This is a genomic window from Shinella sp. H4-D48 (genome assembly GCF_022637395.1).
In the GTDB taxonomy this organism is placed as follows: Bacteria; Pseudomonadota; Alphaproteobacteria; order Rhizobiales; family Rhizobiaceae; genus Shinella; species Shinella sedimenti.
Window position 1 is genome coordinate 2,474,249 of record NZ_CP093337.1, and the last position, 20,281, is coordinate 2,494,529.

21 protein-coding genes are annotated in these 20,281 nt (G+C 64.3%); 15 read left to right on the forward strand and 6 right to left on the reverse strand.

The genetic code is table 11. The features are described from left to right. The first annotated feature begins 29 nt into the window (after positions 1-29). From MNR02_RS12230 to tam, 4 genes are all read left to right on the forward strand, one after another. Positions 30-662 (forward strand): CatB-related O-acetyltransferase, encoded by a 633-nt coding sequence (locus tag MNR02_RS12230; RefSeq protein WP_241946969.1) that lies wholly within the window; start codon positions 30-32, stop codon positions 660-662. Positions 663-784: 122 nt separating this feature from the next. Next, positions 785-1,792, forward strand: coding sequence for a serine hydrolase (locus tag MNR02_RS12235; RefSeq protein WP_241946970.1), 1,008 nt, complete (start codon positions 785-787; stop codon positions 1,790-1,792). Positions 1,793-1,899: 107 nt separating this feature from the next. Continuing rightward, positions 1,900-2,550 (forward strand): haloacid dehalogenase type II, encoded by a 651-nt coding sequence (locus tag MNR02_RS12240; protein ID WP_241946971.1) that lies wholly within the window; start codon positions 1,900-1,902, stop codon positions 2,548-2,550. Position 2,551: 1 nt separating this feature from the next. After that, positions 2,552-3,325 carry a trans-aconitate 2-methyltransferase gene (gene tam / locus MNR02_RS12245; RefSeq protein ID WP_241946972.1) on the forward strand — a complete coding sequence of 258 codons (774 nt, stop codon included), beginning with the start codon at positions 2,552-2,554 and terminating at the stop codon, positions 3,323-3,325. 5 nt (positions 3,326-3,330) lie between these two features. Here tam and MNR02_RS12250 read toward each other — a convergent pair whose 3' ends face one another. Then, entirely contained in the window at positions 3,331-4,224 is an 894-nt protein-coding gene (locus tag MNR02_RS12250; RefSeq protein WP_241946973.1) for a LysR family transcriptional regulator, read from the reverse strand. Positions 4,225-4,372: 148 nt separating this feature from the next. On the opposite strand from MNR02_RS12250, the gene MNR02_RS12255 reads away from it, so the two are divergent. From MNR02_RS12255 to MNR02_RS12270, 4 genes are all read left to right on the forward strand, one after another. Then, the gene (locus tag MNR02_RS12255; RefSeq protein WP_241946974.1) at positions 4,373-5,566 is read left to right on the forward strand and encodes an MFS transporter; all 1,194 of its coding nucleotides are present in this window, start codon (positions 4,373-4,375) and stop codon (positions 5,564-5,566) included. Positions 5,567-5,626: 60 nt separating this feature from the next. Continuing rightward, positions 5,627-6,460, forward strand: coding sequence for an aldo/keto reductase (locus MNR02_RS12260; protein ID WP_241946975.1), 834 nt, complete (start codon positions 5,627-5,629; stop codon positions 6,458-6,460). A gap of 106 nt (positions 6,461-6,566) precedes the next feature. Then, a complete protein-coding gene (locus MNR02_RS12265; protein ID WP_241946976.1) occupies positions 6,567-7,721 on the forward strand; it encodes an MFS transporter in 1,155 nt (384 codons plus the stop codon). Positions 7,722-7,727: 6 nt separating this feature from the next. Then, positions 7,728-8,240, forward strand: coding sequence for a ClbS/DfsB family four-helix bundle protein (locus MNR02_RS12270; RefSeq protein ID WP_241946977.1), 513 nt, complete (start codon positions 7,728-7,730; stop codon positions 8,238-8,240). A 40-nt stretch (positions 8,241-8,280) separates the two neighbouring features. Here the strand turns inward: MNR02_RS12270 and MNR02_RS12275 are convergent, their stop codons facing one another. Then, positions 8,281-8,670 carry a hypothetical protein gene (locus tag MNR02_RS12275; protein ID WP_241597437.1) on the reverse strand — a complete coding sequence of 130 codons (390 nt, stop codon included), beginning with the start codon at positions 8,668-8,670 and terminating at the stop codon, positions 8,281-8,283. Between the two features lie 244 nt (positions 8,671-8,914). Here MNR02_RS12275 and MNR02_RS12280 point away from each other — a divergent pair, with 244 nt between their 5' ends. Both MNR02_RS12280 and MNR02_RS12285 read left to right on the forward strand, forming a co-directional pair. Further along, positions 8,915-10,477: a helicase HerA-like C-terminal domain-containing protein gene (locus MNR02_RS12280; RefSeq protein WP_241948870.1), complete on the forward strand. Its 1,563-nt coding sequence runs from the start codon at positions 8,915-8,917 to the stop codon at positions 10,475-10,477. A gap of 461 nt (positions 10,478-10,938) precedes the next feature. Further along, complete coding sequence (locus MNR02_RS12285) at positions 10,939-12,459, forward strand: ABC-F family ATP-binding cassette domain-containing protein (protein WP_241946978.1); 1,521 nt, start codon at positions 10,939-10,941, stop codon at positions 12,457-12,459. Here MNR02_RS12285 and MNR02_RS12290 read toward each other — a convergent pair. From MNR02_RS12290 to MNR02_RS12305, 4 genes are all read right to left on the reverse strand, one after another. Continuing rightward, positions 12,448-13,206, reverse strand: a complete 759-nt coding sequence (locus MNR02_RS12290; protein WP_241946979.1) for an RES family NAD+ phosphorylase — start codon at positions 13,204-13,206, stop codon at positions 12,448-12,450. The two genes, MNR02_RS12285 and MNR02_RS12290, sit on opposite strands and share 12 nt — an antisense overlap. Next, positions 13,166-13,543 (reverse strand): MbcA/ParS/Xre antitoxin family protein, encoded by a 378-nt coding sequence (locus MNR02_RS12295; protein ID WP_241597450.1) that lies wholly within the window; start codon positions 13,541-13,543, stop codon positions 13,166-13,168. The genes MNR02_RS12290 and MNR02_RS12295 overlap by 41 nt, the downstream gene beginning before the upstream one ends. Positions 13,544-13,683: 140 nt before the next feature. Beyond that, on the reverse strand, positions 13,684-13,860 hold the full coding sequence (locus tag MNR02_RS12300) for a hypothetical protein (RefSeq protein ID WP_241946980.1): 177 nt from the start codon (positions 13,858-13,860) through the stop codon (positions 13,684-13,686). A gap of 151 nt (positions 13,861-14,011) precedes the next feature. Beyond that, on the reverse strand, positions 14,012-14,434 hold the full coding sequence (locus tag MNR02_RS12305) for an organic hydroperoxide resistance protein (protein ID WP_241597456.1): 423 nt from the start codon (positions 14,432-14,434) through the stop codon (positions 14,012-14,014). Positions 14,435-14,541: 107 nt separating this feature from the next. Here MNR02_RS12305 and MNR02_RS12310 point away from each other — a divergent pair, with 107 nt between their 5' ends. The 5 genes from MNR02_RS12310 to MNR02_RS12330 all read left to right on the forward strand — a co-directional run bounded on the left by MNR02_RS12310 (position 14,542) and on the right by MNR02_RS12330 (position 20,271). Further along, entirely contained in the window at positions 14,542-15,033 is a 492-nt protein-coding gene (locus tag MNR02_RS12310) for a MarR family winged helix-turn-helix transcriptional regulator (protein ID WP_241946981.1), read from the forward strand. A 103-nt stretch (positions 15,034-15,136) separates the two neighbouring features. Then, on the forward strand, positions 15,137-17,089 hold the full coding sequence (locus tag MNR02_RS12315; RefSeq protein ID WP_241946982.1) for a PAS domain S-box protein: 1,953 nt from the start codon (positions 15,137-15,139) through the stop codon (positions 17,087-17,089). Further along, positions 17,058-17,432, forward strand: coding sequence for a response regulator (locus MNR02_RS12320; RefSeq protein WP_241946983.1), 375 nt, complete (start codon positions 17,058-17,060; stop codon positions 17,430-17,432). Before MNR02_RS12315 ends, MNR02_RS12320 begins: the two co-directional genes overlap by 32 nt. A 128-nt stretch (positions 17,433-17,560) precedes the next feature. Further along, positions 17,561-18,802, forward strand: coding sequence for an MFS transporter (locus MNR02_RS12325; RefSeq protein WP_241597485.1), 1,242 nt, complete (start codon positions 17,561-17,563; stop codon positions 18,800-18,802). A gap of 77 nt (positions 18,803-18,879) precedes the next feature. After that, positions 18,880-20,271: a multicopper oxidase family protein gene (locus tag MNR02_RS12330; protein ID WP_241948871.1), complete on the forward strand. Its 1,392-nt coding sequence runs from the start codon at positions 18,880-18,882 to the stop codon at positions 20,269-20,271. Positions 20,272-20,281: the final 10 nt, after the last annotated feature.

The following is a 20,281-nucleotide window of genomic DNA, read 5'->3' on the forward strand; positions in this document are numbered from 1 at the left end:
TGGCTGGCCGAATGCCTGAAAGGTGCTCCATGGCTCTTCTTGATGCACAGGCCATTCATCCCATCACCCTGCCCGACGGGACTATCTATCGGGACACGGTGTATCTTAAGAACGTCATCGATCATCCGCGCATGGAGATCGGCGACTTCAGCTATTACACGCATTCCGGCACGCTCGAGGACACGGCCTTGATTCTGGCCCCCTACCTCGGCCACGCATGTCGCGAAAGGCTGGTAATCGGCAAGTTCGCCCAGATCGCGCGCGGAAGCTATTTCATCACGAGTTCCGCCAATCATCCGATGGACGGCTTCACGACCTATCCGTTTCGCATCTTCAAGCCGGAGACCTTCGGCTACAAGGACCTGCCTGTCAAAGACACGATTGTGGATCACGATGTCTGGATAGGCCAGAACGCGGCCATCATGCCCGGCGTCCATATCGGTTCGGGCGCGATCGTCGCCGCCGCCTCGGTGGTTACCCGGGACGTTCCGCCCTACGCCGTTGTCGGCGGAAATCCAGCATCCATCATCCGGATGCGCTATTCAAGCGACGTCATCGATGAACTGCTTCGTCTCGCCTGGTGGGACTGGCCGCTCGACAAGATCGAAGCCAACCTGCCGGCTCTCAGCAGCGGCGACATGGCCGCCCTCCGGCTGGCTTGAGGATGAATGACGGGCGAGCCCGCGCGCTGCCGAGCGAAAAATCCCTCATGTGTCGACAGTCGAGGCGTGCACCAGAAAGCTGCCACGATTGGATGTTCAGCCTGTTCAAAACGGGAGGGGCCATGTTCGCTCGACATTTCGCATTTCTGCTTTTCGTGACCGTTCTCATGTCAGGGCAAGCCCATGCCCAAGCCTGGGAGGACGTCGATCCGGCTGTCGCCGGCTGGTCCGTGGAGCGGCTCGAGGCCGCCCGCCTGCAATCGAAAAAACTCAAGCCGACCGCGCTGATGATCGTTCAGGACGGGCGGGTCATTGCCCGATGGGGCGACACGTCGCGCAAGGTCAACATGGCATCCGTTCGCAAGAGCCTGCTCAGCGCACTCTATGGCATCGCTGTCGCCGACGGCCGGATCGACCTGTCGAGCACTCTTGCCGAACTCGGCATCGACGACACGGCGCCCCGTCTGACGCAAGAGGAAAAAACGGCGACAGTGCGCGATCTGCTCATGTCACGATCAGGTATCTACCATCCAGCCGCGCACGAGACAGCCGATATCAAGCGCAAGCGGCCGGCCCGCGGGAGCCATCCACCGGGGTCGTTCTGGTTCTACAACAACTGGGACTTCAACACTCTTGGTACGATCTATCGGCAGCAGACCGGGGAAGACATCTTCGCGAGCTTTCAAAACCGGATTGCCCGCCCTGTGGGCATGGAGGATTTCTCGCTTCAAGACGGCCGTTATGCCCTCGAAAAGGTATCCGAGCACCCAGCCTATCCGCTTCAACTCAGTGCGCGGGACGCCGCCCGTTTTGGCCAGCTTTTTCTGAATGCAGGCAAGTGGGGCGGCAGGCAGATCATTCCAGAAGCGTGGGTCGAGGAATCGACGACACCCTATTCGCAGGCGAAACGGATACGGCAGGGCTACGGCTATATGTGGTGGACACTTCCCGAAGATCCCTGGGGGCCGCATGCCTTTTACGCTTCCGGCTATGGCGGGCAGATCATCGCTGTCGTGCCATCGAAGCGTCTCGTGGTGGTGCAGACCGTCGATCTCAAACAGAACGCGTCCGGTGTTCGCACCAGCGCCTTCATAGACGTACTGAAAGCGATCACTTCCGCTTCACCCTGACGGCCATGGCGCCCGAGATGCGAAGAAGCGTACTTTCGGCGCACAATTGACATTCCTACGCCAATCACCGCCAATCGCGAGCGAGGAAACCCGAGGAATCGCCCACCATGTCCCATGCCGCCTATGTGTTCGATGCCTATGGCACGCTGTTCGACGTGCATGCGGCGGTGCGGCGGCATGCGGGGGATGTGGGGCCGGATTACCGATTGTTTTCGGAGATGTGGCGCGCCAAGCAGCTGGAATATTCCTGGACGCGCGCGCTGATGGGCGCTTACGCCGATTTCTGGCAACTGACGGAGCAGGCGCTGGACTATACGTTCCAGCGCGTCAGCGGCGTCGACCCGGCGCTGCGGTCGAAGCTGCTCGACGCCTACTGGACGCTCGACTGCTACCCCGAAGTACCGGCCGTGCTGAAAGCGCTGAAGAGCCGGGGCGCGCATATCGCCATTCTCTCCAACGGCTCGCCGGCCATGCTCGCCTCGGCGGTGAAGAACGCCGCGCTCGACACCGTCATCGACGACATCTTTTCCGTGGATGCGCTGAAGACCTACAAGACCGCACCCGCGGTCTACGATCTGGTCACGACCAGTTACCGGCTTTACCCTGACGCCGTTTCCTTCCAGTCCTCCAACCGCTGGGACATTGCGGGTGCTGCGAAATTCGGCTTCCGCACCGTCTGGATCAACCGCGCCGACATGCCGGATGAATATTTCGATCTCGGCCCCGCGCTCATCCTTCCCTCGCTCGAAAGCCTCTGACATGGCATGGTCCGCCGCACAATATCTGAAATTTGAAGATGAACGCACTCGGCCCGCGCGCGACCTCCTGGCCCAGGTGCCCGCCGATCTGCCGGCTGGCACGGTCTACGACCTCGGTTGCGGCCCGGGCAATTCGACGGAACTCCTGGTGCAACGCTTTCCCGGGCGGGGCGTGAAGGGCGTGGACAATGCGGCCGACATGCTGAAGGCGGCGCGCCAACGCCTGCCGGGCGTGGATTTCGTCGAATGCGATCTTGCGACATGGCGCCCGCCGGCACCCGCTGCCCTGCTCTATGCCAACGCCGTGTTCCAGTGGCTGCCGGACCATCTGGCGCTCATGGCAACGCTGATGGACGGGCTGCGCCCCGGCGGCGTGCTTGCCGTGCAGATGCCGGACAATTTCGACGAGCCCTCGCACAGGCTGATGGAGGAAAGCGCGCTGGCCGGTCCCTGGCAGAGCGCGTTTCCCGACGGCGCGCCGCGCCGAAAGCGCCTTCCCCCGCCTGCCGCCTATTTCGACGCGCTTGCGCCCAGGGCCGTGCGCGTCGACGTGTGGCAGACCGTCTACAATCATCCGATGGCCGATGCGGGCGCCATCGTGGAATGGGTCAAGGGCACCGGCCTCCGGCGCTATCTCGACCATATCCCTGCCGAACACCACGAGGACTTCCTTGCCGATTACGAAGGGCGTATCGCCGCCGGCTACCCGCCGCTTACGGACGGACGGCTTCTGCTGCGCTTCCCGCGGCTGTTCGTCATCGCAGTCAAGGCCTGACGGCTTCAGATCTTCTCGGCCAGGAAGTCGATGAAGGCGCGGATGCGCGCGGCGAGGTGCTCGTGGCCGACATAGACGGCGTGCACCTGCTCCTCCTGCACGGGGTTGTATTCGGCCAGCACCTCCTCGAGGCGGCCGGCGGCGATATCTCCGTCGACATGGAACTTGCCGATGCGGGCAATGCCCACGCCCTCCAGGCAGAGCAGCCGCGCGACCGAGCCGCTTGCCGCCATGACATTCCCCGGCGCCGGCACGGGATAGACGGTGCTCGTGCCGGGATCACGGAACGGCCATTCGCCCGGGGTGCGCCCGAAGGTGAAGGTGATGCAGTTATGGCCGGCGAGATCAGCCGGCACCTGCGGCGTGCCGCGCGCGGCGAGATAATCCGGCGTGGCCACCGTGATGCGATGGCTGACCAGGAGCTTGCGTGCCTTGAGCGATGAATCGGCCATGGGCGCGGTGCGGAACGCGATGTCCGTGCGCTCCTCCACGAGATCGATCAACCCGTCGCTGAGCGACAGTTCCAGCCGCACATCCGGGTAGAGCGAGAGGAATTCGCCGACCAGCGGGATGATGTAGCATTCGCCGAAGCCGATCGTCGCATTGACGCGCAGCAGCCCGCGCGGCTTGGCCTGCGCGCCCTGCGCGACCAGCCGCTCCATCTCATCGATTTCCGCCAGCACGCGCCGGGCGCGCGCCAGATAGGTCTCGCCTTCCGGCGTCAGCAGCAGCGAACGGGTGGTGCGCACCAGAAGGCGCGTGCCGAGCCGGTCCTCGATGCGCGTCACCAGCTTGCTGACCGCCGAGGGCGTGAGCTTCAGCCGGCGCGCCGTGGCAGAGAAGCTGCCGGTCTCCGCCGCAGAGACGAAGACCTCCATTTCACCGGTGCGGTTGTCCATGGCTCATCCTGTGAATTTGTTTCACAGCCATTTATCCATTGCTGCCGATTATCATTCAAGTGGCAAGGCCGCATATTCGCGCCATCCGTTCCGCGCGGCGACCGGGCCATCTCCCAGGCCCGCGCCCGTAACCCTGTAAAGGTGTTTCATGCCCCTTGCCCTCTTTGCCCTGACCGTCGCGGCCTACGCGATCGGCACCACGGAATTCGTGATCGTCGGCCTGTTGCCGACCGTCGCCTCCGACCTCGGCATCACGCTGCCGCTTGCCGGCCTTATCGTTTCCGTCTATGCGCTCGGCGTCACCTTCGGCGCGCCCGTGCTGACCGCGCTCACCGGCAGGCTCGGCCGCAAACCGCTGCTCGTCGGCCTCATGGCGCTGTTCATCGCCGGCAATGCGCTTGCCGCGCTCTCGCCAAGCTATGAAATGCTGCTTGTCGGCCGCGTGCTTTCGGCCTTCGCGCATGGCGTCTTCTTCTCCGTCGGCGCCACCATCGCGGCCGATCTCGTCGCCCCGGACCGGCGGGCCTCGGCCATCGCCATGATGTTCATGGGGCTGACCGTCGCCATCGTCACCGGCGTGCCGCTCGGCACGTTCATCGGCCAGACCTTCGGCTGGCGCGCCACCTTCTGGGCCGTGGCCGGGCTTGGCCTCGTCGCACTCGCTGCCATCGCGCTGCTTCTGCCGTCCAATCTCAAGCGCGAGACGCCGGCCGGCCTCATGCAGCAGGTGCGCGTACTCGGCTCGGGCCGCCTGCTCATCGTCTTCGCCATGACGGCGCTTGGCTATGGCGGCACCTTCGTCACCTTCACCTACTTGTCGCCGCTGCTGCAGACCATTACCGGTTTTTCCGCCAACATGGTCAGCCTCGTGCTGGTGCTCTATGGCGTCGCCATCGCCATCGGCAATCTTGTCGGCGGCAGGATTGCGGACCGCGATCCGGTGAAGGCGCTTGCCGTGATGTTTGCGCTCCAGGCGGCGGCGCTGGCCGTGCTGACCCTGACCGCGCCCTCGCCGGTTCTGGCGCTGGTCACGCTCGCCGCCATCGGCTTCCTGTCCTTCGCCACCGTGCCCGGCCTTCAGCTCTACGTGGTCGACATGGCCCGGCGTCACCGCCCCGCCGCCATCGATGTCGCCTCCGCGCTCAACATCGCCGCCTTCAACCTCGGCATCGCGGCCGGCGCATGGATTGGCGGGCTCGTCGTCGCCTCGCCGCTGGGGCTTGGCGCAACGCCCTGGGTCGGCGCGATCCTGGTAGCCGGCGCGCTTGGCCTCACGATGCTGAGCGGTGCGCTCGACCGCCGCGAACGCAGCCAGCCGGACGCCGCCGCCGAGCTTGCCTGAAATCTTCCCCTGCCGGATATCCGTCCCGGAACTCCAGCGCATCCACCCAAGGAAAAACCCATGCAAACCGTCAACGCCAATGGCGCCCACATTCCCCAGCTCGGCTTCGGCACCTTCCGCATGCCGGAAACCGAAGTCCTCTCGATCCTGCCCAAGGCGCTGCAGGCCGGTTTCACCCATGTCGATACCGCCCAGATCTACGAGAACGAGGCGGCTGTCGGCGACGCGATCCGCAACTCCGGCGTTGCGCGCGAAAACATCTTCCTCACCACCAAGGTCTGGGTCGCGAATTACGGAACGGATGCGTTTGCCGCCTCCGTCGAGGAAAGCCTGCGCAAGCTGAAGACCGACCATGTCGATCTTCTCCTGCTGCACTGGCCGAACGAGGCTGTGCCGCTCGCGGTGCAGATCGCCGAGCTCAATGCCGTGCGTGAACGCGGCCTGACCAGGCATATTGGCGTGAGCAACTTCAACACGGCGCTGATGGCCGACGCCGTGCGCCTCAGCCCCGCGCCGCTCGCCACCAACCAGGTCGAATACCACCCGTTCCTCGACCAGACGAAGGTGCACGCCGCCGCCGCCACCCACGGCATGGCACTCACCGCCTACTTCGCCATGGCGGACGGCAAGGTGCCGGCCGAGCCGGTGCTGAAGGATATCGGTGCGGCCCATGGCAAGTCGGCAGCACAGGTCGCGCTGCGCTGGCTGATCCAGCAGCCCGACGTGGTGGTGCTCACCAAGACGGCGACGCAGGCACGGCTTGCCGAAAACCGCGCAATCTTCGACTTTACGCTGACACCGGACGAGATGACGCGCATCCACGGGCTTGCCCGCACCGACGGCCGCATCGTCAGCCCGGATGGACTGGCACCGGCGTGGGACCGCGCGGCCTGATCGACGTTCGACGGGGCGCACACCGCGCCTCGTTGTCCTGCTTCCCAAAGGCGTGGCGGCCGGATATGGATGAAGGCGCCGCCGCGCGTGCGGTCGGGAGCCCCTCATGCAGTCCTCGTCTTCAACCGTCTTTGCGCCGGACTGGCCGGCCATTGTCGCCGTCGTGCTCGGCGTCACCGCATTTTCCGTCGCGCAGGGGCTGACCTATCCGCTGATCTCGCTGACGCTGGAGGCACGCGGCTTTTCGCCGGGGCTGATCGGCGTAAACGCGCTGGCCTTCGCCGGCGGCCTTGCCGCCTCGACGCTGATGCTCGGCACGCTCACCGCCCGCTGGCGCGCCGACCGGCTGATCATCGCAAGCCTCATCGGCTGCTCGCTGTGCCTCGCCACCTTCGCCGCTTCCGGCTCCTTCGCCATCTGGCTTGTCGCCCGCTTCCTGCTCGGCTTCTTCGCCAGCCTCATCTTCATGCTCGGCGAGGCGTGGCTCAACGCCGCCTGCCCGGACCGCCTGCGCGGCCGTGTCTCCGGCATCTATGGTGCGGGCATGTGCGCGGGTTTCGCCGCCGGACCGCTCGCCATTCCGCTTCTCGGCAGCGCAAGCGCCATCGGCTTCGCCATGACGGCGATCTATCTCGCCATCGTCGCCTTCGCGACGGCCATGCTGATGTTCTCGACGAAGACGGTGCCCGAGCCTTCCTCCACCGGCGATGTCTTCCGCTTCCTCCGCGCCGCGCCACTTCTGGCCGGCATGGTGTTCGTCTTCGGCTTTGCCGATATCGCGGCGATTTCCGCCATGCCGGTCTATTTCGTGAAGATGGGCTACAGCGAGGCCTTCGCGGCGGTGAGCGTAACCGTGCTGGCGTTGCCCACGGCCATCGCCCAGCCCTTCATCGGCGTGCTGCTCGACCGCTTCCCGCGCGAACGCGTCGCGCTCGCCGCCGTCACCGTGGCCGCTGCAAGCTACCTGCTTTTGCCTTCCATGACGTCGGAGATCGCCATTCTCTCGGTCTTCGCGTTGATGGGCACGGCCACCTTCTCGCTCTACACCTGTGCTCTCACCATGCTCGGCGAACGCCATAGCGGCGCCATGCTGGTTGCCGGAAGTGCCGCCTTCGCACTCGCCTATGCGGCCGGCAGCGGGGCGGGGTCGGGCCTGACGGGGGCGATCATGGAGGCCGGCGGCCCCAAGGCCGGTCCGCTCTCGGTGGGCGTCGGACTTGTTTTCTTTACGGTTCTCATGATGAAGGCGCGCAAGCGGTAGACCACCATGGCCGTGCCGCAGACCAAGGATGAGCTGCTGGCGGCGATCGCGCTGGAATTCGGCAAGCTGCGCAAGGCGCTCGATGATATTCCCGAGGGCATCGTTCACGCGCGCACCATGGAGGGCCATGCCAAGGGCACGATGATGAGCCCGTTCGATCTCGTCGCCTACCTGACGGGCTGGAACGAACTCGTGCTGAAATGGCTGGATCGTGATGCGGCGGGGTTGCCGGTCGATTTTCCCGAGACGGGTTTCAAGTGGAACGAGCTGGGCAGGCTCGGCCAGAAATTCTACCGCGACTATGAGGATGTGCCCTATCCCGCGCTCGTCGCACGCCTCGAGGCTGCGAAGGCGCGGATCGTCGCGACCATCGAAGGCAAGGACGATGCGGCGCTTTATGGACGAGGCTGGTATGAAAAGTGGACGATGGGGCGGATGATCCAGTTCAACACGTCGTCACCCTATGCCAATGCCCGCGGCCGGCTGCGCAATTGGCTGAAGGCGCAGGCAACGCCATGAGGCCGCCATCCCGCCCTTGAGCGGGATGGCGTATCGAAAATCAGACGAACTGGCTGAGGCCCGGGACCGAATCGACGACTTCGTCGACCGTCTCGGCGCCGGCATGTTCGCGGGCGACAGCGAGCGTTTCCTTGGCGAGGCCGGTGATCTCGCCCATGCCGAGGCCCTGGCTCATCAGCTGCTGGCCGAGGCCCATGACGCCGCCGCCGCCGATGGCGCTCATCAGGCCGCCGAGCAGGCCCTTGCCTTCGCCTTCGCCGTTATACTGGGCGACGAGGTCGGAGGCGCCGGGAATGGCTTCGATCATGCGGGCAACAGGGCCATCGGCCGCTTCGCGCTGCAGGAAGCCCAGCATCATGCCGATCGCCTTTTCGGCGAGGGCAGGTTCGATACCGACGGCATTGGCGACGCGGGTGACGAGTTCATTCATGGACGATCCTCCAAAGGAATTGACGTTAACGTCAAGGTAAATGAGTTCTCCGGCAAACTCAAGCCGGTCAGGCGCGCATTCGACCGCCGGGAGTCGGCCGTGAAAGCGTGTTGTTCCCGTGCCTGACTATCCTTATAACCTCCCTGAGACGATTCAATGAAAACCGTTCGGGCGCGGCGATCCGCCCCTTCACGGGAATCGCGGCAGGAACCGGCAGTCAGGGAGTTTCAACGTGACGGATTCCATTCTTCAGGACGGAAAACTCTATATCGGCACCAGCCGCAAGCCTGACGATACCAACAACAAGCCCGAATATCTCGACCTGAAGTTCGGCAACCGCCACGGCCTCGTGACGGGCGCGACCGGCACCGGCAAGACGGTGACGCTGCAGATCCTCGCGGAAGGTTTTTCCAATGCCGGCGTGCCGGTGTTCTGCGCCGACGTGAAAGGCGACCTTTCGGGCATTGGCGCGATGGGCGAGCCGAAGGACTTCCTCCAGAAGCGCGCCGACCAGATCGGGCTTACGCCCTACGAGTTCCAGGAATTCCCGGTCATCTTCTGGGATCTTTACGGCGAGAAGGGCCACCGCGTCCGCACCACCATCTCGGAAATGGGTCCGCTGCTGCTGTCACGTCTAATGAACGCGACCGATGCGCAGGAAGGTGTCATCAACATCGCCTTCAAGATCGCCGACCAGGGCGGCCTGCCGCTGCTCGACCTCAAGGATTTCCAGGCGCTGCTCAACTATATGGGCGAGAATGCCTCGACGCTTTCCAACCAGTTAGGATTCATCTCCAAGGCCTCGGTCGGCTCGATCCAGCGCGAACTGCTCATCCTCGAACAGCAGGGTGCCGTGCAGTTCTTCGGCGAGCCGGCGCTGAAGATTTCCGACATCATGCGCACCACCAATGACGGGCGCGGCGCGATCTCGGTGCTGGCCGCCGACAAGCTGATGATGAACCCGCGCCTTTACGGCACCTTCCTCTTGTGGATGCTCTCCGAGCTCTTCGAGGTGCTGCCGGAAGTGGGCGATCCGGACAAGCCGAAGCTGGTGTTCTTCTTCGACGAGGCGCATCTCCTGTTCAAGGACGCGCCGAAGGTGCTGACCGAGCGGGTGGAGCAGGTCGTGCGCCTCATCCGCTCCAAGGGTGTTGGCGTCTACTTTGTCACGCAGAACCCGCTCGACGTGCCGGAAACGGTGCTCGCCCAGCTCGGCAACCGCGTGCAGCATGCGCTGCGCGCCTATACGCCGCGCGAGCAGAAGGCGGTGAAGACCGCCGCCGACACGTTCCGCCCCAATCCGGATTTCAACTGCGCCGAGGTCATCACCAATCTCGGCACCGGCGAGGCCCTGGTCTCCACGCTGGAGGGCAAGGGCGCGCCGTCCATGGTGGAACGCACACTGGTGCGCCCACCGGCCTCGCGGCTCGGCCCCGTCACCGATGCGGAGCGCCAGTCGATCATGAAGGTGAGCCCTGTCGCCGGGCTCTATGACGAAGACTTCGACCGCGAGTCCGCCTACGAGATCCTGACGGCGCAGGCCAAGAAGGCAGCCGATGCCGCCGCCGCGCAGCAGCAGGCGGAAGCCGACCAGTCGAGCCAGCAATCCTCCGGCGGCAGCCGTTGGACCCTGCCCGGCTTCGGCGACGACGAACCCGCCCAGCCGGCACAGAAGCAGGCCAAGCCCCGTGCGGGCTACCAGCGCGAAACGGTCGCGGAAGCGGCGATGAAATCCGTGGCCCGCACCGTGGCATCCTCCCTCGGGCGCGCGCTCGTGCGCGGCATTTTGGGGAGTTTGCGGCGGTAGGACTGCATCGAAGCTCAGTGCTCACCCCCCTTTGCCCTGCCGGGCATCTCCCCCACAAGGGGGGAGATCGGCAAGCAGCGGCACCTTCGCTTCACCAGCATGCAGGAGAAGGGCAACACGGTGCCGCGACTCAATCTCCCCGCTTGTGGGGGAGATGTCCGGCAGGACAGAGGGGGGTAAACCACCCGCCCCGTTGCAAACCTTGCCAGCCGATGGTATTTCCACGCCGTTCGCAACACGTAAGAGAGGGCTGTGCCGTGAAGGTCGGCTTCCTGCCACATCGCACACATGGCCCTGATCTTGCCCTGCAAATGCGTTTGCAGGGCTGATCGGAACGAACACACTTTCTTTTCTGGTCTGCCCTTTCGGCGATGTGGTTCACCGCATCCGATTTCCTTGTGCCTTGCGCGTAATCGACGGCCGATGCCGCGCCGCGAGGCCTTGCAGACCAGAGAATTCTCATGTCGCTCATCAATATCCGTGCGCTCGGCGTCACGCTTTCCGCTCCCCTCTTTTCGAACCTCAACCTCGCCGTTTCCAGCGGTGACCGCATCGGGCTCGTTGCCGCCAACGGACGCGGCAAGTCCACGCTGCTGAAATGCATCACGGGCGCATTCGAGCCGACGACGGGCGACATTACCCGCGCCCGCGGCCTGACCATCGGCCATATGGAACAACAGCTTGCGCCCGGCCTGGAAACGCTGACCTTCCGCGAGGCGGTGCTCGACGCACTGTCGGCTGAGCAGCAGGACAGCGAAAGCTGGCGTGCGGATGTCACGCTCGAGGAACTGGAGGTGCCGCAGGACCTGCGCGAGCGTCCGCTCGCCGCACTCAGCGGCGGCTGGCAGCGCATCGCGCTGATCACCCGGGTGCGTGTCAGCGAGCCGGACGTGCTTCTGCTCGACGAGCCGACCAACCATCTGGACCTGGAAAAGATCGCAAGGCTGGAAAGCTGGCTCGCCACCCTGCCGCGCGACATGCCGGTCATCCTTTCGAGCCACGACCGGGCCTTTCTCGATGCGGTGACGAACCGCACGCTGTTCCTGAGGCCCGAGCGCTCGCAGGTCTTCGCACTTCCCTATTCCCGTGCCCGCGCTGCGCTGGATGAGGCGGACGCAGCCGAGGAGCGACGCTTCGAGAAGGACATGAAGACGGCCGCGCAGCTCAGACAGCAGGCGGCGAAGCTGCACAATATCGGCGTCAATTCCGGCAGCGACCTGCTGGTGGTGAAGACCAAGCAGCTCAAGGCCCGCGCGGAACGCATCGAGGATGCGGCGCGTCCCGCCCATCAGGAGAACTCCGCCGGCGCCATCCGGCTCGCCAGTCGTGGCACGCATGCCAAGGTGCTGGTGACGCTGGAGGATTGCCCGGTCGAAACACCCGACGGCACGCTTCTCTTCCGCACCGGCAAGAAATTCATCTGCCAGGGCGACAGGATCGTGCTGCTCGGCCTGAACGGCACCGGCAAGACGCGGCTGGTGCGGCGGCTCAAGGCGGCCATCGAGGGCGAGGTACAGGAGGGCATCAAGCCGACGCCCTCGCTGGTGCTCGGCTATGGCGACCAGGCGCTTTCGGACCTGTCCGACGACGAGACGCCGCATGGCACGATCATCCACCGCTTCGATGTCGGCGATCAGCGGGCGCGCAGCCTGCTTGCCGGCGCGGGTTTTTCCGTGGACATGCAGGGTCGTCCTGTCGGGCTGCTGTCCGGCGGGCAGAAGGCACGGCTCGGCATGCTGGTGCTCAGGCTCACCAATCCAAACTTCACCCTGCTCGACGAGCCCACCAACCATCTCGATATCGACGGACAGGAAGCGCTGGAGCGCGAACTGACGGCCCAGCAGGCGAGCTGCCTCTTCGTCTCGCACGACCGCGCCTTCGTACGGGCAGTGGCGAACCGCTTCTGGCTCATCGAAAAGCGGCGGCTGATCGAGGTGGACGGGCCGGAAGACTTCTTCGAGGAAGCCGCGCTATTTGCGTGAGGCGATGCGCGGATCGCGGGCAAAATCCTCGCGTGAAAAGCCGATGCGTCTTGGCGGGTGGTCGCAGAGCGCCTGCACGCCGAGCGGCGAAAGCCGGATGCGCCAGGTCTGGCGCTCCACCGGCTTCGGCACGGCAAAGCCTTTCGCCGTCAGAAGCGCCAGGTTGCCGCCGGCGCCGGGATCGCGCACCGAGCGATAGAGGATGGCGTCAATGCCCGCGGCACGCGCGGCATCGGCAAGCGCCTGGCAGGCGGCGTAATCGGTCGGATGCGTCCAGGCGGGCGCATCACGGTCGAGCGGCGGTCGTGTGAGATCGAGGGCCTGTCCGGTGGCGACGGCGGCGGAAAAGGCGGTGTAGTCGGCGGCATTGGACGGCAGCGGCGTCGTGGGCGATTCGGAAAAGAACAGCAGCCGGTAGAAGGCCATTTCCGCCAAAGCCGTCTCCACCGTCAGCGCGGCATAATAGACGCCGAGCGTGCGGCCAGCGCGGCGGAACCGCGACCCGTGCGGATAAACCGCGCCATAGCGGAAAGGTGTGGCGAGCAGATAATCGAGGCCCGCGCATTCGGGCGGCAACACGGGCTTGCTCTCTTCGAGCAGATCCTCCAGCAACGCCTGCTCGTCCAGCGTATCGACGAGTTTCAGGGTGGAGACGCGATGCTGCGCCTCGACGAGCCGCCACACCTCGCCCGCAAAAGGCCGCGCCTCAGACGAGAGCGCGACGGGCGTCCAGATAGGCAAGGACATCGACAAGGCCTGAAATGGAAACGATACGATCGACGGGGCGGGCCTGGAGAACCGTGTTCTCCGCGCTCATCCAGGCGCGGGCCACGCCCTCGTCGCCCCCGGTGATGGCATCGAGCGAGCGGAACAGGCGCACGAGCAGGACGGCGAGTTCGAACGGCTTGGTGCCGCGCTCGAGAAGCACATCCTGCCGCTTGAGCCGCGAGACCGTGGCCTCCGACACCCCGATGACCGCTGACAGGATACGCGCCGTCAGGCCAAGCCGTTCGGCCGCATTGACTGCCGCCTTGGTAAGCACGACGCCTTCGGCATTGGCTTGAAGGGCAGGTTTGCGCTGCATAATGCGATCTCCTTTCATGGGAAAGAATATAGTCGATATTTTTCCAATGACAAGGGATGCGGGACTGACGTCTTCCAAGATAGCAAAGAGCCCGGATGCAGGGACATCCGGGCCTTTGGGGAGGTCATGACTGATGCGGCTTACTTGCAGACCTTGATCTTCCTGATCACGACATTGCCGTAGTAATCGTAGGACTTCACCTTCTTGATGAAACACTGCGGCTTGTAGCCATAACCGTAATTGCCGGCCTGCGAGGGCGCGGCGAAGGAAGCGGCGGCAACGAGGGCAATGGTCGCGGAAACGATGAACTTGCGCATGGGTCTCTCCTGATGTCCGGGAACGACGAGCTGTTCTCGTCCGGTGATCAAAAGGTCTCACAGCGCGGCTTCCTGCGCTGTTTCCGCGGGAACACGCAGAAAGGCCGCCCCGGATGGTGACGGGGCGGCCTTTTGAATTTCTGACGGCTGATCAGGCGATCGTCGTCTTGACGTCCAGATTGCCGCGGGTGGCGTGGCTGTAGGGGCAGACGACATGCGCCTTCTTGACGAGATCCTCGAGCACGGCCTTGTCGACGCCGGGGACGGACACTTCCAGCGCAGCCTCGATTCCGAAACCGCCGCCATCCTCGCGCGGGCCGATGCCGACCGTCGCGGTAACCTTGGCGTCATCGGGGATCTTCACCTTTTCCTTGCCGGCGACGAACTTGAGGGCGCCGAGGAAGCAGGCGGAATAGCCTACGGCAAAGAGCTTTTCCGGGTTTGCGCCGGTGGCGCCATCGCCGCCAAGTTCCTTGGGAACCGTCAGCGTGACATCGACGGTGCCGTCTTCGGTTGCGCCATGGCCGGCGCGGCCGCCGGTTGCAGATGCCTTGGTCCTGTAGAGAATGGGCATGGTGTCTCCTTTCCTGTGTTGATGATTGTTGATAGCGCAAAATTAGATTGTGCGCAATATAATTTTGCAAAATTGCAATTTCTGTCGCTTTCTGCGACAATGTCACCATGACAGACAAACGTGACGAAGCCGAGACCAACGACATTCCGCCAAGCGCGCTGGCGCTCGACCAGCAGCTTTGCTTTGCCGTCTATTCCGCGGCGCATGCGTTCAACCGCACCTACAAGCCGCTGCTCGACGCCTACGGCCTCACCTATCCGCAATATATCGTGCTGATGACGCTGTGGGAGGAAGATGGGCGTACCGTGAAGGCGCTGGGCGAAACGCTCGGGCTCGACTCCGGCACGCTCTCGCCTCTCCTCAAGCGACTGGAGGCGGCGGGCCATATCCGCCGCGCCCGCGACAAGGCCGACGAGCGGCAGGTGCTGATCACCCTCACGGACAAGGGCAAGGCCATGCAGGACGCAGCCATCGGTATCCTCAAGGGGATCCGCCAGGCGACGGGCTGTACGGTAGAGAACCTGCAGGCGCTGACGGGCGAGCTGCAACAGCTCTCCGCCCGTCTGGAAGCGGCCGCGCGGCACGATACGGCTGCGTAAAGACCGCCTTTCCCCAGATCGTTCACGCGCAGACCTGTTGCCGGCCGCCCCTTGCCGCTAGAGTGCACCAGGCGGCAGATCAGAGCCGTGTCTGGGGGAACGATTGAACTGGCAGTGGTCCTGGCAACGGGCGAACCTTGCGGCGGGCATCTGGTGCCTTGTCGTGGGCATCGGCATGATGACGTTCTGGCTCATGGAGCCGGTCGATCTCGCCGGCCACCTGCCCTTCCTTTTCGGCATGAAGTTCAATGCGGCTCTTGCGGCCGTCATGACGGGGGCCGCCCTGCTCCTGTCGGCGCGCGGTCTGCGGACCTTGCCGACGCTCCTGCTGCTGGTGGTCCTGATCTATGGTGTGCTGGCCCTGTCGCAGCACGTCCTTGCGATCGACGTCGGCATCGACACGCTCCTGAACACGCCCTTCATGGACATCGGAACGAGCCGGCCGGGCCGCATCGCACCGAACACGGCCCTCTGCTTCATTCTCGTGAGCCTCGCGCTCATGCTGCGCATCATCAGGCGGAAGACCGACACAGTACAGGTCCTGCTCGGGCTCTCGGCCATCATCATCGCCGCTGCTGCCCTTGTCGGCTATGCGATCGCGCTCGATATCGCCCATGACTGGATCCGCTTCACGCGCATGTCCATTCCAAGCGCCAGCTGTTTCATCGCGCTCGGCATGTCGATCGTTTTCGTCGACACCGAGGAAACCGGCTACCACCGCTCGACGCTCGCCAGCATTCTGGGCCTTTCGACCTATCTCGTGCTGCTGGCGATGGCCTACTACGAGCTGGCCCGCTACGAGACCGCCTTCGGCATCACGTTTACCGCGGATACCGGCAATGGGCGCTCCACGCTCACCTCGCTCATCGTGATCTCCGGCGTGCTTTACGGCGGGCTGGTGGCACATCTCTATTTTTCATCGCGCCGGGCGCGCCGCATGGCCGACGACCTTGCCGAAAGCCGCGCGCGGCTTGCCGCCGTCATCGACAACGCGGTCGACGGCATCATCCTGATCGACGACCGCGGCATCATCCTCAAGGTCAACGCGGCATGCACCCGCATCTTCGGCTACGGTTCCGACGACATGATCGGCCAGAACGTGAAGATGCTGATGCCCGATCCCTATCACCGCGACCACGACCGTTATATCTCCAACTACCAGCGCAGCGGTGAGGCCAAGGTCATCGGCATCGGCCGCGAGGTGGAAGGCCGGCGCCAGAGCGGCGAGATCTTCCCGCTCGATCTTGCCGTCGCCCGCATCGATCTCAACGGCGCGACGATCTATAGCGGCATCGTGCGCGACATTTCCGAGCGCAAGGAGAGCGAGCACGCACTGATCGACGCCAATACAGAGCTCGAGGAATTCGCCTATCGCACCTCGCACGACCTGCGTTCGCCGATCGCCTCCTCCATGGGCCTGCTCAAGATTTCGCGCATGATGCTGGCGGACGGCGATCTCAAGGGACTCGCGCAGACACTCCAGCGCATGGAGAAGAATTTCGGCCGGCTCGACCACCTCATCCAGAACATCATCACCATCACGCGCAACCGCCTGATGGAAGAGGAAAAGAGCACCATCTCTCTTCGTGCAGCGGTCTCCGATGCCATCGATTCCCTCTCCCATCTGGAAGAGTTCAGGCGCATCCGCATCGAAAATCACATTGCCGCAGAATTGACAATTATCAGCAATCCATCGAAGTTCGACGTCATCGTCGGCAACATGCTGTCCAACGCGATCAAGTATCACGATCCGCAGGAGGCGCAGCCGAGGATCGATATCCGCGCCCTCCGCTCCGCCGGCGGGATACGGCTATCGGTAGAGGACAACGGCCTGGGCGTTCCGCCCGCCAGCCGCCATTTGTTGTTCAGGATGTTCAAACGGCTGCACCCCAACCGATCCTTCGGCAGCGGGCTGGGCCTTTATATATTGAGGAAAAGCGCAGAATCGCTTGGCGGTACTGCGCTCTACGAAGCAAGGGACAAGGGAAGCCGGTTCATCATCGAGCTGCCCGTCGAGGAAACACATGAAAATCCAATCGATCCTGGTCGTCGATGACGACGAGAACGATCAGTTCATCTGCGAATACACGATCCGCAAATACGACTCGGCCATCCGCGTGCTCAAGGCCTTCGACGGCGCCGAAGCACTCAATGTGCTGCGCGGCGACACGCCGGATGCCATCATCCTCGACATCAACATGCCCGTGATGAACGGCTTCGAGTTCCTCGACCGCTATGCGCAGGAATTCGAGGTCCACGCCCCCGTCGTCGCGATGCTCACCAGTTCGCATCTCGGCAAGGACCGCGAACGGGCCATGCAGTACGATTTCGTCAAGAGCTATTTCGAAAAGCCGCTGGAACCCGACCATCTGCGCGTGATGGCCGAGCTGCTGGGCTGAAGGCGGTTTTGGGCGTTGGCCCCATTTCGGGGGCAATCCTGGTTGTGGCCCCCCACGCATTCACCGATTTGCGCACCCGTTTCGCTTTCCCGCCTGCCTTTCCGTGAAAGCTTCGCCATAGTGGGCGCATGTCCACGATTCGCCCCCTGATTCCACTTCTCGTCACCGCCGGTATCCTGATCGGCGGCAACGGGCTGCAGGGCACGTTCATCGCGTTGCGCGCGGCCAATGAGGGCTTCTCGACGTCGGTGATCGGCATCGTCGGCGCGGGCTACAGCATCGGCTTCGCCATCGGCTGCATCTACGTGACGCGCGTGCTGCGGGCCATCGGTCATATCCGCACCTTTTCCGCCATGGCGGCCATCGCGTCGGCCTCGGCCATCGCCATGGTTCTGGTGATCGATCCCATCTTCTGGTTCGCCATGCGACTGGTCGCCGGGATCTGCTTCGCCAGTCTCTTCGCCACCGTCGAAAGCTGGCTGAACGCCTCCGTCACCAATGCCAACCGGGCGCGCACGCTTTCCGTCTACCGTCTGGTCGACCTCGGCTCGGTGACAGCCGCGCAATATGTCATTCCCGGCTTCGGCATCGGCGGTTTCGAGATTTTCGCCTTCATCGCCATGGCACTGTCGCTGTCGCTGGTGCCGATCTCGCTTGCCGACCGCTCCAGCCCCACCGTGCCGGAGGCGATCCGCTTCGACGTGAAGAAGCTGTGGAACATCTCGCCGCTCGCCACCGTCGGCTGTATCGTCGTGGGCCTGACCAATGCGGCCTTCCGCAATCTTGGGCCGATCTATGCCCACGACATCGGGCTTTCGGTGACGGCCATCGCGAGCTTCATGAGCGCGGGCATCGTCGGCGGGGTCGTGCTGCAATATCCGCTCGGCATCTATTCCGACAGGCTGGACCGGCGCCTGATCATTCTCGTCGCCACGTTCGGCTCAACGCTCGCCGCGCTCTATCTCGCCTTCTTTGCCGGCGGCAACGAATGGAAGAACCTCGTCGGCATCTTTGTCTTCGGTGCCTTTGCCATGCCGCTCTATTCGCTCTGCTCTGCCCACGCCAACGATCATGCCGGGGAAGGCGAGCATGCGCTGGTTTCGGCCGGGATGCTTTTCTTCTGGTCCTGCGGGGCGATCATCGGGCCGCTCTTCGCCTCCGTGCTGCTCCAGTTCTTCGGGCCGCAGGCGCTCTTCCTCTATACCGCCATCATCCTCTTCGCCTTCATGGGTTACACGGCCTTGCGCATGAGCGCACGGCCCGGCGTGCCGACGGGCGCACGCCGCAGCCGCTTCCGCAACCTGCTGCGCACCTCCTTCTTCTTCAACAAGCTGGCCGCGCCGGAGAAGGAGCGCCGCGAAAAGCGCTGAGCTGCGGCAATCTGGTCTCGCACCGCTTATTGATGAGCGCGCAAGTCAGGTTTAGAAGCAGGCAACGCACCGGAGGGATTGCCATGCTGACACGTCGCACGCTGATGAAGGGCGCACTCGTCGCCGGTGCCTATGCCGGCGGAATGAGCCTGGCCGGCCAGCTTGGCAAACCGGCAAGTGCGAAGGCCGCAACGACGCTCCTCACCCGCCGCACCGATGCGCTCATCACCGACAAAGGGCCGACCAGGGCGGCCATGACCTATGGCGACGCCGAGGTGCCGCCGGTGCTGCGCATGCGCCGCGGCGTGCCCTTCGCGCTGCGCCTCGAAAACGGGCTGGACGAGCCGACCACGGTGCACTGGCACGGTCTGCGCATCGACAACAGGATGGACGGCGTGCCCTTCCTCACGCAGCCCTATGTCTATGGCGGCGACGGTTTCGACTATGCCTTCACGCCGCCCGATGCCGGCACCTTCTGGTATCACCCCCATTGCAACACGCTGGAACAGATGGGCCGCGGCCTCGCCGGCGTGATCGTGGTCGAGGACCCGACCGACGCAGTCTTCGACGCCGAGATCGTGCTCAATCTGCGTGACTGGCGGCTGGGCGGCGACGGGCAGTTCATCGCGCAGTTCAAGCCGCGCGACGCTGCGCGCGCCGGCACCTTCGGCACGGTGCGCACCACCAACTGGCGCCAGACACCACAATACGATGCGCCGGCGGGCGGGCTCGTGCGGCTGCGCATCGCCGCCACCGACGTCACCCGCATCCTGACCCTGAATGTGGATGGCGCCGACGCGCTCGTGATCGCCGCCGACGGCAATCCCACGGCAGACCGTTTCAAGCTCGATCACCTGATGATCGGCCCCGGCCAGCGACTGGACCTCGCGCTGCGCATGCCCGACAGCGAGGGCGCCATCGCCGCGCTGATGGACCTGCGCGGCACAAAGCCCGCCACGCTCGTCACCTTCCGCGCCACCGGCGCATCGCTGAAGCGCAATCTCCAGGATCTGCCGGCGCTGTCCGCCAATCCCCTGTCCGAGCCGGACCTTTCGGCGGCGACGGAAATCCCGTTCATCCTGTCGGCCTCGGCGGAAGAGCGCCCGAAGGACGGCATCTGCGGCTCGCTCGGCTACAATTTCTGGGCCATCAACAAGGTGCCGTGGGCAGACGACAGCGGCGACCCGACCGCGCCGCTCGCCGAGATGAAGGCGGGCAGGACCTATATCTTCAATGTCGAAAACCCGACGCCGCAGGTGCATCCGCTCCACCTGCACGGCCTCGTCTTCAAGCCGATGAACTCCAACAAGCAGGCGCTTCGCCCGCACTTCTCCGACACCTATCTCATCCTGCCGGACGAGAAGGTGCAGCTGGCACTCGTGGCCGACAATCCCGGCGACTGGGTCTTCCATTGCCACATCATCGAGCACCAGAAGACCGGCATGACGAGCTATGTGCGGGTGACGTAAGGCGTGGCAC

Bases quoted from the DNA above. Each gene is read 5' to 3' on its own strand.
- MNR02_RS12230 (WP_241946969.1), top strand. From the start codon at position 30: ATGGCTCTTCTTGATGCACAGGCCATTCATCCCATCACCCTGCCCGAC.
- MNR02_RS12235 (WP_241946970.1), top strand. From the start codon at position 785: ATGTTCGCTCGACATTTCGCATTTCTGCTTTTCGTGACCGTTCTCATG.
- MNR02_RS12240 (WP_241946971.1), top strand. From the start codon at position 1,900: ATGTCCCATGCCGCCTATGTGTTCGATGCCTATGGCACGCTGTTCGAC.
- tam (WP_241946972.1), top strand. From the start codon at position 2,552: ATGGCATGGTCCGCCGCACAATATCTGAAATTTGAAGATGAACGCACT.
- MNR02_RS12250 (WP_241946973.1), bottom strand. From the start codon at position 4,224: ATGGACAACCGCACCGGTGAAATGGAGGTCTTCGTCTCTGCGGCGGAG.
- MNR02_RS12255 (WP_241946974.1), top strand. From the start codon at position 4,373: ATGCCCCTTGCCCTCTTTGCCCTGACCGTCGCGGCCTACGCGATCGGC.
- MNR02_RS12260 (WP_241946975.1), top strand. From the start codon at position 5,627: ATGCAAACCGTCAACGCCAATGGCGCCCACATTCCCCAGCTCGGCTTC.
- MNR02_RS12265 (WP_241946976.1), top strand. From the start codon at position 6,567: ATGCAGTCCTCGTCTTCAACCGTCTTTGCGCCGGACTGGCCGGCCATT.
- MNR02_RS12270 (WP_241946977.1), top strand. From the start codon at position 7,728: ATGGCCGTGCCGCAGACCAAGGATGAGCTGCTGGCGGCGATCGCGCTG.
- MNR02_RS12275 (WP_241597437.1), bottom strand. From the start codon at position 8,670: ATGAATGAACTCGTCACCCGCGTCGCCAATGCCGTCGGTATCGAACCT.
- MNR02_RS12285 (WP_241946978.1), top strand. From the start codon at position 10,939: ATGTCGCTCATCAATATCCGTGCGCTCGGCGTCACGCTTTCCGCTCCC.
- MNR02_RS12290 (WP_241946979.1), bottom strand. From the start codon at position 13,206: ATGTCCTTGCCTATCTGGACGCCCGTCGCGCTCTCGTCTGAGGCGCGG.
- MNR02_RS12295 (WP_241597450.1), bottom strand. From the start codon at position 13,543: ATGCAGCGCAAACCTGCCCTTCAAGCCAATGCCGAAGGCGTCGTGCTT.
- MNR02_RS12300 (WP_241946980.1), bottom strand. From the start codon at position 13,860: ATGCGCAAGTTCATCGTTTCCGCGACCATTGCCCTCGTTGCCGCCGCT.
- MNR02_RS12305 (WP_241597456.1), bottom strand. From the start codon at position 14,434: ATGCCCATTCTCTACAGGACCAAGGCATCTGCAACCGGCGGCCGCGCC.
- MNR02_RS12310 (WP_241946981.1), top strand. From the start codon at position 14,542: ATGACAGACAAACGTGACGAAGCCGAGACCAACGACATTCCGCCAAGC.
- MNR02_RS12320 (WP_241946983.1), top strand. From the start codon at position 17,058: ATGAAAATCCAATCGATCCTGGTCGTCGATGACGACGAGAACGATCAG.
- MNR02_RS12325 (WP_241597485.1), top strand. From the start codon at position 17,561: ATGTCCACGATTCGCCCCCTGATTCCACTTCTCGTCACCGCCGGTATC.